The 13,557-nt window shown below is 65.0% G+C and carries 13 protein-coding genes; 8 read left to right on the top strand and 5 right to left on the bottom strand.

Features of this window, described 5'->3' with window-relative positions; all coding sequences use genetic code 11:
- The first annotated feature begins 22 nt into the window (after positions 1 to 22).
- The 7 genes from KUV26_RS18115 (at position 23) to KUV26_RS18145 (ending at position 6,934) form a co-directional block, all read left to right on the top strand.
- Entirely contained in the window at positions 23 to 415 is a 393-nt protein-coding gene (locus KUV26_RS18115; protein ID WP_222509419.1) for a 5-carboxymethyl-2-hydroxymuconate Delta-isomerase, read from the top strand.
- Entirely contained in the window at positions 415 to 1,926 is a 1,512-nt protein-coding gene (gene hpaE / locus KUV26_RS18120) for a 5-carboxymethyl-2-hydroxymuconate semialdehyde dehydrogenase (protein WP_222509420.1), read from the top strand. Before KUV26_RS18115 ends, hpaE begins: the two co-directional genes overlap by 1 nt.
- A gap of 90 nt (positions 1,927 to 2,016) precedes the next feature.
- On the top strand, positions 2,017 to 2,997 hold the full coding sequence (gene hpaD, locus KUV26_RS18125) for a 3,4-dihydroxyphenylacetate 2,3-dioxygenase (RefSeq protein ID WP_222509421.1): 981 nt from the start codon (positions 2,017 to 2,019) through the stop codon (positions 2,995 to 2,997).
- A 90-nt stretch (positions 2,998 to 3,087) separates the two neighbouring features.
- On the top strand, positions 3,088 to 4,500 hold the full coding sequence (locus KUV26_RS18130) for a pyridoxal phosphate-dependent decarboxylase family protein (protein WP_222509422.1): 1,413 nt from the start codon (positions 3,088 to 3,090) through the stop codon (positions 4,498 to 4,500).
- Positions 4,497 to 5,351 carry a fumarylacetoacetate hydrolase family protein gene (locus tag KUV26_RS18135; RefSeq protein ID WP_222509423.1) on the top strand — a complete coding sequence of 285 codons (855 nt, stop codon included), beginning with the start codon at positions 4,497 to 4,499 and terminating at the stop codon, positions 5,349 to 5,351. The genes KUV26_RS18130 and KUV26_RS18135 overlap by 4 nt, the downstream gene beginning before the upstream one ends.
- The gene (gene hpaH / locus KUV26_RS18140) at positions 5,348 to 6,148 is read left to right on the top strand and encodes a 2-oxo-hept-4-ene-1,7-dioate hydratase (protein WP_222509424.1); all 801 of its coding nucleotides are present in this window, start codon (positions 5,348 to 5,350) and stop codon (positions 6,146 to 6,148) included. The genes KUV26_RS18135 and hpaH overlap by 4 nt, the downstream gene beginning before the upstream one ends.
- A gap of 15 nt (positions 6,149 to 6,163) precedes the next feature.
- Positions 6,164 to 6,934 (top strand): aldolase/citrate lyase family protein, encoded by a 771-nt coding sequence (locus KUV26_RS18145; protein ID WP_222509425.1) that lies wholly within the window; start codon positions 6,164 to 6,166, stop codon positions 6,932 to 6,934.
- 189 nt (positions 6,935 to 7,123) lie between these two features.
- On the opposite strand, the gene KUV26_RS18150 is transcribed toward KUV26_RS18145, so the two are convergent.
- The 4 genes from KUV26_RS18150 to KUV26_RS18165 form a co-directional block, all read right to left on the bottom strand.
- Positions 7,124 to 8,704 (bottom strand): DUF4139 domain-containing protein, encoded by a 1,581-nt coding sequence (locus tag KUV26_RS18150; RefSeq protein WP_315900143.1) that lies wholly within the window; start codon positions 8,702 to 8,704, stop codon positions 7,124 to 7,126.
- 163 nt (positions 8,705 to 8,867) lie between these two features.
- Positions 8,868 to 9,200, bottom strand: coding sequence for a hypothetical protein (locus KUV26_RS18155; RefSeq protein ID WP_222509426.1), 333 nt, complete (start codon positions 9,198 to 9,200; stop codon positions 8,868 to 8,870).
- Between the two features lie 125 nt (positions 9,201 to 9,325).
- Entirely contained in the window at positions 9,326 to 10,348 is a 1,023-nt protein-coding gene (locus tag KUV26_RS18160) for an aspartate-semialdehyde dehydrogenase (RefSeq protein WP_222509427.1), read from the bottom strand.
- A gap of 82 nt (positions 10,349 to 10,430) precedes the next feature.
- Positions 10,431 to 11,603 carry an MFS transporter gene (locus KUV26_RS18165; RefSeq protein WP_222504649.1) on the bottom strand — a complete coding sequence of 391 codons (1,173 nt, stop codon included), beginning with the start codon at positions 11,601 to 11,603 and terminating at the stop codon, positions 10,431 to 10,433.
- 124 nt (positions 11,604 to 11,727) lie between these two features.
- Between KUV26_RS18165 and KUV26_RS18170 the strand changes: the two genes are divergently transcribed.
- A complete protein-coding gene (locus tag KUV26_RS18170) occupies positions 11,728 to 12,891 on the top strand; it encodes a DUF3095 domain-containing protein (RefSeq protein WP_222509428.1) in 1,164 nt (387 codons plus the stop codon).
- 2 nt (positions 12,892 to 12,893) lie between these two features.
- Here the strand turns inward: KUV26_RS18170 and KUV26_RS18175 are convergent, their stop codons facing one another.
- The gene (locus tag KUV26_RS18175; RefSeq protein WP_222504651.1) at positions 12,894 to 13,544 is read right to left on the bottom strand and encodes a carbonic anhydrase; all 651 of its coding nucleotides are present in this window, start codon (positions 13,542 to 13,544) and stop codon (positions 12,894 to 12,896) included.
- Positions 13,545 to 13,557: the final 13 nt, after the last annotated feature.

Genomic DNA, 13,557 nt, shown 5'->3' on the forward strand with positions numbered 1-13,557 from the left:
TAATTCAGGAAAGGTAACGCAGATGCCGCACATCACGCTGGACTACTCGGCCAATATGGAAGCCCGGACCGACATGGCTGCACTCTGCCGCCACCTGCGGCAGGCCGCAGCAGAGACGGGCGTGTTCCCTCTGGCGGGCATCCGGGTGCGCGCCTTTGCAGCCAATCATGTCTCCATTGCCGATGGCGATCTGCAGCACGGGTATATCGACATCTCCATCCGGCTGCGCGCAGGCCGTGACCTTGAAACCCGTAAACGCGCTGCCTTGGCGGTGTTCGACGCTGCCGAGGATTTCCTGAAACCAGCAATGCAGCAGCACTCCATCGCGCTGTCGCTGGAGATGCGCGACATCGACCCTGAGCTTTCCCCGAAATGCGGCACCATCCGCGACCACATGCAAAAGGCGGACCCGTGATGAGCGATCTGACCACCAACATCGAAATGCTGAACAGCCACTTGGCCTGCTTTCGCACCGACGGGATCCTGAACCTCATCGGAGGTGAAAGCCGCCCCGCCGCCTCCGGCGCCACGTTTGATACGTCCTCGCCAGTGGATGAAAGCGTGATCTGCCCAGTTGCAAAAGGCGGCGCAGAGGACATCGACGCGGCGGCAGCAGCCGCCAAGGCCGCCTTCCCCGCCTGGCGCGACATGCCCGCCTTGGACCGCAAGAAGATCCTCAATCGCATCGCCGACCTGATCGTCGAACGCGCCGAGGAAATCGCCCTGTGTGAATGCTGGGACACCGGCCAGGCCCTGCGCTTCATGTCCAAGGCCGCCCTGCGCGGTGCCGAGAACTTCCGCTTCTTCGCCGACAAGGCCACCTCCGCCCGCGACGGCCAGCAACTGCAATCCCCGACGCTGATGAACGTGACCACCCGGGTGCCGATCGGCCCGGTCGGCGTGATCACCCCGTGGAACACCCCCTTCATGCTGTCCACCTGGAAGATTGCGCCCGCGCTGGCGGCGGGCTGCACCGTGGTCCACAAACCGGCGGAATTCTCCCCGCTCACCGCCCGCATCCTGGCCGAGATCGCCCATGAGGCCGGCCTGCCCGCCGGCGTGTGGAACCTGGTCAATGGCTTTGGCGAGGACGCAGGCAAAGCGCTGACCGAACACCCGGATATCAAGGCCATCGCCTTTGTTGGCGAAAGCAAGACCGGCTCGATGATCATGAAACAGGGCGCCGACACCCTGAAGCGCGTGCATTTCGAACTGGGCGGCAAGAACCCCGTGGTGGTCTTTGATGACGCCGACCTCGACCGCGCGCTCGATGCTGCGATCTTCATGATTTACTCGCTCAATGGCGAGCGCTGCACCTCATCCTCGCGCCTGCTGGTGCAGGAGAGCATCGCGGAAGAGTTCGAAGCCAAGCTGATCGAGCGCGTCAACAACATCAATGTCGGCCACCCGCTGGACCCGGCCACCGAGGTCGGCCCGCTGATTCACAAGGTGCATTTCGACAAGGTGACCTCCTACTTCGAGACCGCCAAACAGGACGGCGCTACCGTCGCCGTCGGCGGCACCCGGGCAGGCGATCAGGGCTGGTTCGTCCGCCCGACGCTGTTCACAAATGCCACCAACGATATGACCATCGCGCAGGAGGAAATCTTCGGCCCGGTCCTCACCGCGATCCGTTTCAAGGACGAGGATGAGGCTCTGACACTGGCAAATGACACCCAATACGGCCTTACCGGCTATGTCTGGACCAACGACCTCACCCGCGCCCTGCGTTTCACCAACGCGCTGGAGGCCGGGATGATCTGGGTAAACTCGGAAAACGTCCGCCACCTGCCCACCCCGTTCGGCGGCGTCAAATCCAGCGGCATCGGCCGCGACGGCGGCGATTGGAGCTTCGATTTCTACATGGAGCAGAAACACATCGGCTTTGCCACCGGCCCCCACAAGATCCCGCGCCTCGGCGCCTGATCCGCTCTTCAAACGGCTGAAAATTTCCCGGGAAGAGCGAGGGGCCGGCTCCTCGCTCCCGCCTCCGGCCCCAAGTGAAAGGTTCCGAACATGCCCGTCCCCGCCCCCAACCTCTACCCGCCTTTCAACATCGTGCGGCTGTCCCACGTTGAATACGCCGTCACCGACCTCGCCGCCTCCCGCGCTTTTTATGCGGACACGCTGGGCCTGCAAGTGACCCATGAGGACGACAGCCGCATCTATCTCCGCGCGATGGAGGAACGCGGCCACCATTGCATCGTGCTGGTTCAGGCCGACACGGCCTCCGTCGGCGTTCTGGGCTTCAAGCTGTACGACGAGCCGGACCTGGACAAGGCTGCGGAATTCTTCACCTCTAAAGGCCTGCCTGTCGAATGGGTGGACCGCCCCCGCATGGGCCGCACTTTGCGCACCCGCGACCCTTGGGGCATCCCGCTGGAGTTCTATGTAAAAATGGACCGGCTGGAGCCGATCCATCAGAAATACAGGCTCTATAACGGGGTAAAACCGCTCCGCATCGACCATTTCAACATGTTCTCGGCGGATGTGGATGCCTCCGTCGCCTTCTACAACGAGATGGGCTTCCGCGTCACTGAGTTCACCGAGGATGACGAGAGCGGCAAGGTCTGGGCCGCCTGGATGCACCGCAAGGGCGGCGTGCACGACGTGGCCTTCACCAACGGGCTTGGCCCGCGCCTGCACCACACCGCCTTCTGGGTGCCAACGCCACTCAACATCATCGACCTTTTGGACCTGATGTCGACCACCGGCTACGTCGACAACATCGAGCGCGGCCCCGGCCGCCACGGGATCTCCAACGCCTTCTTCCTCTATGTGCGCGACCCCGACGGCCACCGGATCGAGATCTACTGCTCCGATTACCAGACCGTCGACCCGGATCTGGAGCCGATCAAATGGTCGCTCACCGACCCGCAGCGCCAGACCCTCTGGGGTGCCCCGGCACCGCGCAGCTGGTTCGAGGAAGGCTCGGTCTTTGCAGGCGCCACTGCGAAACCCAGCACCCTGGACGCGCAGCCGATTATTGCACCGTGAACCTCGCGGTATCAAAGCTGAGGGGCGCGCCTGCCGGGCAGAAAATATGGAAATTGAGGACCGCTCCGCGTCCATTGAGAGTATGCACAAATGAAATGGGATGATTTCTCCGAATGGGGCCGCCGGGTCGCAGACTGGACGCAGGACTACCACCTGACCGTTGGTGACCGCCCCGTGCGCGCCAGAACCGAGCCCGGTGAAGTGCTGAACGCCCTGCCCCAAACCCCGCCTGAAGATGGCGAGGGGATGGAGGCGATCTTCCGCGATTTCGAGAACATCGTGATGCCCGGCATCACCCATTGGCAGCACCCGCGTTTCTTTGCCTATTTCACCTCCAACGCCGCCGCGCCCTCGGTGCTGGCGGAATTCCTGACCGCCGCCATCGCGCCGCAATGCATGCTGTGGCAGACCTCACCAGCGGCGACAGAGATGGAAACCCGGATGATGGACTGGCTGCGCCAGGCGCTGGACTTGCCGGTCCAGTTCCAGGGTGCCATCCAGGACTCGGCGTCCTCCGCCACCCTCGCCGCCGTCCTGACCATGCGGGAGAAAGCACTGAACTGGCAGGGCAACCAGCAGGGTCTGTTCGGACAGAAAACGCTGCGCATCTACTGCTCCTCCGAAGTCCACACCTCCATCGACCGCGCCGTCTGGGTTGCGGGCATTGGTCAGCAGAACCTGATCCGCGTGCCGATCAAGGGCGATTGGCGCGGCATGGACCCGGACGCGCTGGAGGCAGCAATTCAGGCCGATCTCGCCGCAGGCCACCAGCCCGCGGGCGTCATCCTCTGCGTCGGCGGCACCGGCGTTGGCGCCACCGACCCGGTGGACCGCGTGCTGGATGTGGCCGAAAAGCATGGACTCTACACCCATGTCGACGCCGCTTGGGCCGGCTCTGCCATGATCTGCCCGGAATACCGCCACTACTGGCCGGGAGTGGAACGCGCCGACAGCATCGTCTTCAACCCGCACAAATGGCTGGGCGTGCAGTTCGACTGCTCCGCCCATTTCCTGAAGAACCCGGATGATCTGGTCCAGACCCTCGCCATCAGCCCCGAGTACCTCAAGACCCACGGCCATGACGGCATCATCAACTATTCCGAATGGTCGGTGCCGCTGGGCCGCCGCTTCCGCGCGCTCAAGATCTGGTTCCTGATCCGCACCTACGGGCTGGAGGGCCTGCGCCAGCGCCTGCGCAACCACATCACGTGGTCGAAACAATTGCACGAAAAGCTCAAGTTAGAGCCTGATTTTCAGATCACTTCCGCGCCGATGTGGTCGCTCTGGTCCTTCCGCTATGCACCTGAGGCCGCCGCGGATCTGGACGATCTGAACCTGCGGCTGGTCAACGCCATTAACAACGACGGCCGCATTTACCTGACCCAGACCCGCCTCGACGGCCAGCTGGTGATCCGTTTCCAGGCAGGCCAGTTCGAGACCACGGAAGCAGACGTGATGATGGCCTTCGGCGTCATCACCGAAATCGCAAGGAGCCTGCAATGACGCGCTTTGCCACCTACACCGCCGATGGCGAGGTCTTCTATGGCACGGTCACAGAAGCGGGCATGATCGCCCTCTCGCCGCAGTTCCCGGACTGGCCCACCCTGCGCGAGGTGATCGCGGCAGACGGCCTGCCCGCGCTGGCCGAAGCCGCCAAAGGCCAGCCGGTCACCCACACAGATTTCACCTACGAGATCCCCATCCCCAACCCGGAAAAGATCCTCTGCGTCGGCGTCAACTTTCCCGACCGCAACGCGGAGTACAAGGACGGCTCCGCCCAGCCCAAGCACATGTCCCTGTTCCCCCGCTTCCCGCGCTCCTTCACCGGCGCCGGACGCCCGCTGATCCGCCCGCCGGAAAACCACACGCTGGATTACGAAGGCGAAGTCGCCGTGGTGATCGGCAAGGCAGGCCGCCGGATCAAACCGGAGGACGCCTACGGGCACATCGCGGCGCTGACGCTTTGTAACGAGGGCACCATCCGCGACTGGGTCCGCCACGCCAAGTTCAACGTCACGCAAGGCAAGAACTGGGACAATTCCGGCTCTATCGGCCCTTGGCTGGTTCCCTTCACAGATGCTGCCCAGCTGGATGAGGCCCGCATTGTCACCCGCGTGAACGGAGAGGTCCGCCAGGACGACGCCCTCAGCCGCATGATGTTCCCGATCCGCGAGGAGATCGCCTATATCTCCACCTTCACCACGCTGCAGCCCGGCGACATCATCATCACTGGCACCCCCACTGGTGCCGGCGCGCGGTTTGATCCGCCGAAGTACCTGAAGCCCGGCGACGTGGTCGAGGTCGAGGCCACCGGCATCGGCACCTTGCGCAACACGGTCGAGGACGAGGCATGACACCGAACCAGCACCAGGAGGCCGCCGAAACCCTGCTGAAAGCCGAGCAAACAGGCCAGCAGTGCGGCCTGCTCTCGCTGGCCTATCCCGGCATGACACTGGATGATGCCTATGCCGTGCAACAGGCTCTAATAAGGCAGAAACTAGCCTCCGGCCGCAGAAAAATCGGCTGGAAGATCGGCCTCACCAGCCGTGCGATGCAGCAGGCGCTGAACATCACCACGCCCGACAGCGGCGTGCTGCTGGACGACATGGCGTTTGAAAACGGCGCCACCGTCCCCGCAGGCCGCTTCATCCAGCCGCGGGTGGAGGCCGAGATCGCCTTCGTGATGAAATCCTCCCTCGCAGGAGCCGATTGCAGCCGCGCCGATGTGCTGGCCGCCACGGATTATGTGGCGCCTTCGCTGGAGATCCTCGACACCCGCATCCTGCGCGCCGATCCGGCGACGGGCCAGGCCCGCATCATCACCGACACCATCAGCGACAACGCTGCCAATGCCGGCGTCGTGCTGGGAGCGGAACGCCACGCGGTGGACGCACACAACCTGCGCTGGGTCGGTGCCATCGTGGCCCGGGGCGGCACGGTGGAGGAAACCGGCCTCGGCGCGGGCGTGCTGAACGACCCCGTCACCTCGGTCCTCTGGCTGGCGCGGCGGATGGCGGAATATGGACAACGGATCGAGGCCGGGGATATCGTGCTCTCGGGCTCTTTCATCCGCCCCATCGAATGCCCGCCGGGCACGGAGATCGCCGCCGATTTCGGCCCCTTCGGCTCTGCATCCATCAACTTTGCCTGACAGGAGGCCCTGCCCATGCCGGCACACAGGAACAGCTTCAAACAGGCTCTGTCACAGGGCAAACGCCAGATCGGCTGCTGGATGAGCTTTGCCGACGGCCAGATTGCCGAGATCATGGGCACCTGCGGCTTCGACTGGCTGGTGATCGACGGCGAGCATGCGCCCAACGACATCCGCTCGATCCGCGACCAGCTGATCGCGCTGGCGGCCTCCCCCAGCCACCCGGTGGTGCGGGTGCCGGTGGGCGAAACCTGGATGATCAAGCAGGTGCTGGATGCAGGCGCGCAGACGGTGCTGGTGCCGATCGTGGAAAGCGCCGATCAGGCCCGCGAGCTGGTCCGTGCCTGCCACTACCCGCCCATAGGCGTGCGGGGCGTCGGCGCCACGGCGGCGCGCGCCACCATGTTCGGCACGGTCACCGAGTACATCCAGACCGCCGATCAGGAGGTCTGCCTGCTGGTGCAGGTCGAAAACCGCGCCGGGATGGCGGCGCTCGATGAGATCCTGCAGGTCGAGGGCATCGACGGCGTGTTCATAGGCCCGGCGGACCTGTCCACCGACATGGGCCACCAAGGCAACTCCGCCCACCCGGAAGTGCGCGCGGCCATTGCCGATGCCATCACCCGCATCAAGGCGGCAGGCCTCGCCCCCGGCATCCTCGGCACCACGGATGAGGCCACCCAGGCCTACGCGGACATGGGCGCGCAGTTCCTGGCGGTCGGCATCGACGTCATGGTGCTGGCCAAGAACGCCCGCGATCTCGCCGCCAAGTGGAAGACAGACTAGCCCCGCCCCGCAAATCGCACAAAGAGCCCTTCGGCGCCCGGCCGCAGCCCAGGCTTTTCCAGCGCAGCGGCAGCGGGTTTGGGCACGGCACCGCGCGAAGCGCGGTGCCGTGCCCAACGGAAGGAAGGTATTTCCAATACCTGACGACGGGCGGGAGCCTTCCCTCCGCCATCAAGCGCGATGCCAAGATCAGCGCAGCACCATGCCCTCGGGCCAGCTGAGCGTGGTGTCCAACCGGATGGTGCGGCTCTCGCCTGCCTCCAGCTCGAGGTCCCAGGCCAGGATGCCGCGCTGCTTCTCCACGTTCTCTTCCGCGGGCCTCGGGCTGGCGCTCCACTCGATCTCCAGGTCGTCCTGCTGCGAATAGGGCACCCGGTCCAGCACCCGCACCGCCCAGTCCTGCGCGGTCAGGTTCTCCACGGTAATCTCCACCTTCTGCACCTGCGCGTTGCTGCGCGAGATCAGCCCCTGCTCGCCCTCGCTCTGCCCCAGCACGTCGCGGCGCAGCTTCAAGCCTTCGATGGGGCCGAAGCCTGCGTCCATCTCCGCCCCCGGCGCCAGCCCGGCAAAATCCTCCACCGTCACCAGCTTGCCATCGACAAACCGCGGCACCTCGTCAGAGGCCAGCAGCTGCTCGCCGAATGTGTTGCTGAAAGTCGCCACCCGGTAAGCGGTCCCGTCCTGCAACGGCACGGCAACCGCCCGCATCTCTGCCTTGGCGGTGAGACTGTCCATCTCCAGCCGCAGCAGATCAGCGCCAGAGGCAATTGACACAGGCATGCCGAACCGGTAGGTGGCCGCCGCACCGCCCAGATCGGTGCCCCAGCCGCCGCGGGCCTCCTCCGCAAAGACAGGCGCAGCGGCCGGTTCCGCCAGCGCAGACAGTTCCGCCGCATCCTGCCCCATGGACTTCAGCGCCCGCGGCGGCTGCGGCTCCTCGACCCGGCGCAGCCAGGGGCGCAGTACCGACGGGCTGCCCTGGTCACCCGGTACCGCCGTCGACAGCGTCAGCGCCACATCCTGCCAGTTCTCGCCGGTGTCCTGCACCAGCATCACCGCCCGCTTCAGGACAACCTGCTGCTCCGTCACGGTGCTGAGATGCATCTCGTAGGACGGCTGCCAGCCGATTCTGCCTTCTCCCGTAGTGTAATAGCTTACCCTGACGGCGCCCTCACCCGCCTGCTCCGCTTCGATATCCACCGCGATATACAGCCGGTCGTTATCCTCCAGCGTGATCGCAGCCAGCGCCGCCTGCGCCGCTGCCAGCTCCTCCTCGAGGTCCTCCAGCTGCAGCTCAATCCGGCGCGCCTCCGCCTCTGCCGCCACCGCCGCCTGGCTGGCGCCCGCGGCCTCTTCGGAAATCATCCGGGCAATCGCGCTCAGCGCAGCGGCATCCGCTTCCGCCAGCCCCTCGTTCGCGCCCAATTGCTGCAGGAAGCCGATCGAAGCCTCCGCCGCCCGCACGCCGGACCGCGCCCGCGCGGCCTCATCCCGCACCGCAGCCATCCGCAGCTCAACCTCGCGCATCCGCGCTTCTGCGGCCTCCGCCGCGGGATCACCGGCATCGCGCGGCGGCACGTAATTCTCGCGCAGCAGGGTGGCGACCCGGCGGGCACCAGCTATTTCCACTTGCAAGGTCTCCAGCGCTGCCGTCTTGGGCACGTTCTGCAGGACCAGCCGGTGGCGCCCTTCCGGCAGCATCAGCGCGGCGCTGCGGGTGACCTCCGCCAGCCCCGGATAGAGCGTCACCTCCGACACCGTGCTGCTCACGGGTATTGTGTCCGCCGCAGCGGCAGCCGCGGCAAAAGACGTTAAGGCAAAGACCATCAAGGAATATCGCATTGGCATCTCTCAATCAAAATCGGGGCGTCCCCCCGCCAGATGCCATGCTACCCCTGCCAGAAAGGTCCGGCCAGCCCGGCCGCCGCACTGTTCAAACCTGCGGCATAAGACTGCCCAAACGCTGTTCCAGCACCGCCGCCGGAAATCCCAGGAACCGGCAGGAGCAAATCTCCACATGGCTGTGCATGTCACAGAGCAGCAGGCGCAGCCCGCTGCGGCACAGGTAGAAGCCGTGCTGCTTCAGCCCCTTGCGCAGCTCCAGCCAGCTTCTGGCGGTCTGAAAGCTTCCCGCCAGAAGCATCCGCAACTGCGCCGCCATCTCCGAATCCAGCCGTTTGTGGATGCGCGCGGTGGCCCAGGCACTCAGGGCGGATGGGGCGTTCCGGTTCATGAAATCTGCGGCGAACTCCTTAGGCGCCAGCATGGTCTAACCTCAATCACTCTTACGTTCAGGATCAGGTTAGACCCGGCCCGGCTCCCGGGCAGCCGCGCAAAAGAAAAGGGGCCGCCTCTTTCGAAGCAGCCCCCCTATCCGGAAAGGTAGAAGGCTTAGCCTTTCTTCAGGACCTCTCGGCCCAGCAGTTCGGCAATCTGCACCGCGTTCAGCGCCGCGCCCTTGCGCAGGTTGTCGCTGACACACCACAGGTTCAGGCCGTTCTCGATGGTCGAATCCTGGCGGATGCGGCTGATGAAGGTCGCGAAATCGCCTGCGCATTCCACCGGCGAGACGTAGCCGCCCGGCTCACGCTTATCGATCACCATGATGCCCGGCGCCTCGCGCAGGATATCGCGGGCCTCGTCCTCGTCCAGGAACTCCTCGAACTCGATGTTCACGGCCTCGGAGTGGCCAACGAACACTGGCACGCGGACGCAGGTCGCTGTGACTTTGATCGACGGGTCGACGATCTTCTTGGTCTCGACAACCATCTTCCACTCTTCCTTGGTCGAGCCGTCTTCCATGAAGACGTCGATCTGCGGAATGACGTTGAAGGCGATCTGTTTCTGGAACTTGTTCGGCGGCACATCGGTGGTGGGGTTGTAAACCGCCTTGGTCTGCTCCCACAGCTCATCCATGCCGTCTTTGCCCGCACCGGACACCGACTGATAGGTCGAGACAACAACGCGCTTGATCTTCGCACGGTCATGCAGCGGCTTCAGCGCCACCACCATCTGCGCAGTGGAGCAGTTGGGGTTGGCGATGATGTTTTTGTTCTTGTAGCCGTGGATCGCTTCCGGGTTGCACTCCGGCACGATCAGCGGGATCTCCGGGTCATAACGGTACAGCGAGGAGTTATCGATCACCACGCAGCCCGCGGCCGCGGCCTTGGGGGCATACACTTTGGTCGCCTCGGAACCGACGGCAAACAGCGCCATGTCCCAGCCGGAGAAATCAAAAGTGTCCAGATCCTTGGTAGTGAGGGTCTTATCGCCAAAGCTGACTTCGGTGCCGAGAGAGCGGCGGCTGGCCAGCACAGCGATCTCATCCACAGGGAACTGGCGCTCGGCCAGGATGTTCAGCATTTCGCGGCCCACGTTGCCAGTGGCGCCAACGACGACGATGCGGTAACCCATTTATCTGTTTCTCCAGTCTTGCCCGGCCTCATGGCCGGCGCCGGTGTGATAAAGCTTCTGCAGACAAGTTTAAAGGGGCGGATCAGTCCATGCTGTCGCGGCTGAGCAGATAAATCGCGCAGCCGAGCCCAAGAAGCGCCAAAAAGAAGGCGAAAATGCCCGTATAGGGCAAGGATGGGTCCGCTCCGGCCAGGTTTGAATGGATGCGGCCGGTGGCGAACTGCATGATTCCCACCCCGCCGATGCCGAACAAGTTGAGCAGAGTGACGCCCCGCCCGGCCAGATGCGGCGGCACAAAAGCCCGCCCGTGCGCCATGATCACCGGGAAGGAGGCGCCGAAGAACCCGACCGCGGCCATCATCGCAACCGGCATCCAGACCGGCGCGCCGGTGGCCAGGATCAGCCCGCCCAAGCTCACGCAGCCCAACAAGTTGCCGCCCAGGATCACCCATTTGCGGGTGCCCAGCACCCGGTCCAGCGGCCCATAAGCAAAGGTGCCTGCAATCATCGCCGCCCCCATCACCAGCGTTGCCAGCCCCACCTGCTGGGTGCTTAGCCCGTACAGATCGCTCAGATAGGGCCCGATCCACAGCCCCCGCAGTGCGCCGGAGGGCGCATAGGCCACCAGCATCAGCGGAAAAATGGCCCACATCGCCGGCATTTTCAGCAGGTCGAACACAGATCCCTTGTGCTCGCCGTCCGGCTTGTCCGGGTCGCGCACGGTCAGGAAAATTCCCGCTGCCACTGCAACCGAGACCGCTGCCAGCCCCGCCAGCGTGCCGCGCCAGCCGAACAGATCCACCGCCAGCGCTGTCGGGTAGGAGGCCACCAGATTGCCGGCCGACCCCACCCCCAGCATCAGCGCCGCCAGGGTGGCAAACCTTGCGGGCGGATACTGGCGGGCAAAGATGTAGTAGGACGCCATCAGCACCGGCGAACAGCCGATGCCGATCAGGAACATCGCTGCGCCTACATGCCAGGGGGCCGTGGCAGCGGCGAACAGCGCCGCGCCGCCGCCACCGCCGAGCAGCAGCAGGAGCGACGCACTGCGCCGCGGTCCGACGTGGTCCAGCGCCCAGCCCACCGGCAGTTGCATCGCCGCGAAGGACAGGAACCACATGCCCGACGCAAACGCCAGATCATCCGGCGCCGCGCCGATATCCTGGCCCAGCACTCCCGACAGGACGGCCAGAAAGGCGCGGAAAAACTGGCTCAGCACATAGGCCAAGCACAATAAGATCAATCCAGCCTGCATTCTCCGCCCCCAAGATCCGCAAACGTTTTCGTTGCTGCCGCACAGCTTGCATGTTTGGCGCGGGCGCACAATTTGTTTAGACAGAAACGGCAGGTCACGGGACCGGGTCAGGGGGCTGAGACAAATGACAACGGACACATTCTATGCCAGCCTGCCCAAGGTCCGCGACTTCAGCGCTCTCTCCGACCCCTCGGTCTTCGCGCCGCTGCCCGGCGACTGGCTCCTGTGCTGCACCGACATCGTGAATTCCACCGGGCTGGTGAAGGCCGGCCGCTACAAGACCGTGAACATGGTCGGCGCCGCGGTGATCGCCGCGATGCGCAACGCGCTGGAGGGGGAGGCGTTTCCTTATGTGTTCGGCGGCGACGGCGCCTCCTTTGCTGTGCCGCCCGGCCGCCGCGGCACGACCCAGCGCGTTCTGGGCTCCCTGCGCAGCTGGACAGATGCCGAATACGGCGTCTCCCTGCGTGCCGCAGTGCTGCCTGTCAGCCGGATCCGGGCCGAGGGGCTGGATGCGCAGGTCGCCCGCTATGCGGCCTCAGAGCACGCCGATTTCGCCATGTTCAGCGGCGGCGGCCTGGCCTGGGCCGAAGCGCAGATGAAAGCCGGCGCTTTCGAAGTCGCGCCCGCGCCGCAGGCCCCGCCGCCCGACCTTGCCGGCCTGTCCTGCCGCTGGAGCAATACGCCCGCACGCCATGGCATCATCCTGTCGGTGGTGGCCCATCCCGCCCCCGGGGCCAGCCTGCAGGATTTCGCCGGGCTCGCCGCAGAGTTGCTGGAGTTTGCGGCAGAGCTGGAAGACAGCGGCCACCCGGTCCCCGAGTCCGGCCCCAGGCTGCGCTTCCCGCCCGAAGGGCTGACGCTGGAGGCCAAAGCCTCCCGCGGGAGGCTGCCGCTGTTCCTGCGGCAGCTCTACCTGCTTGGCCATTGCGCCTTTGCGGCGCTGCTGCTGCTCAGCAAGCGCCCGGCCGGGTCCTTCGATCCGGTGCATTACCTGTCGATGCTGCGGGCGCACTCCGATTTCCGCAAATTCGACGACGGGCTGAAAATGACGCTGGACTGCACCCCTGCAATCCGCGACCGCATCCGGCATCGCCTGGAACGGGCCGCCGCGGAAGGGCTGGTGCAGTTCGGCCTGCACGAACAGGACGCCGCCATGGTCACCTGCATCGTGCCCTCCCCGGTCGAGGACGATCACATCCACTTCGTCGACGGGGCAGCAGGCGGCTATACGCAAGCAGCCGCCAATCTGGCGGCTGCGTTTGTTTCCGGCAGAAAAACGGCCTGACCTCAGACCGCCTCGAATGCCCCGGTTTTCGGGTCGTAGCATTCCAGCCCGCCCTCGCCGATATCGGTCCACAGCCCGTGCAGGCTCAGCTGGCCTGCCTTGACCGCCGATTCGATGAAGGGGAAGGTCATCAGGTTCTCCAGCGAGGCCACAACCGCCTGGCGCTCGAACTGGCGCGCCTGCTCCACCGGGTCGTCGATATCCGCGACGCCGCCGAACTTGGGCTTCAGGATCTCCATCCAGCGCCCGACAAAGCTGGTCTTCTCTTCCAGCTGCGGCGCGTTTCCCTTGCACATGTCGATGCAGCCCTGCACGCCGCCGCACTGGGAATGACCCAGCACGATCAGATGCGACACCTTCAGCGCGGTGACCGCATATTCCACCGCCGCCGAGGTGCCGTGGTGGTCGCCGTCCGGCGCATAGGGCGGCACCAGATTGGCGATGTTGCGGTGAATGAAGAACTCGCCCTGGTCGGCGCCGAAGATCGACGTCACATGCACCCGGCTGTCGCAGCAGGAGATCACCATCGCCCGCGGCCGCTGGCCCTCGGTTGCCAGGCGGCGGTACCAGCCCTGGTTTTCTTCATAAGATGTGGCCTTCCAGCCGTGATACCGGGTCACCAGATAACTGGGGAGAGGTTTGGCAAATTCCATTGTCGAATCCTCC

The organism is Leisingera daeponensis (genome assembly GCF_019801465.1).
GTDB classification, from domain to species: domain Bacteria; phylum Pseudomonadota; class Alphaproteobacteria; order Rhodobacterales; family Rhodobacteraceae; genus Leisingera; species Leisingera daeponensis_A.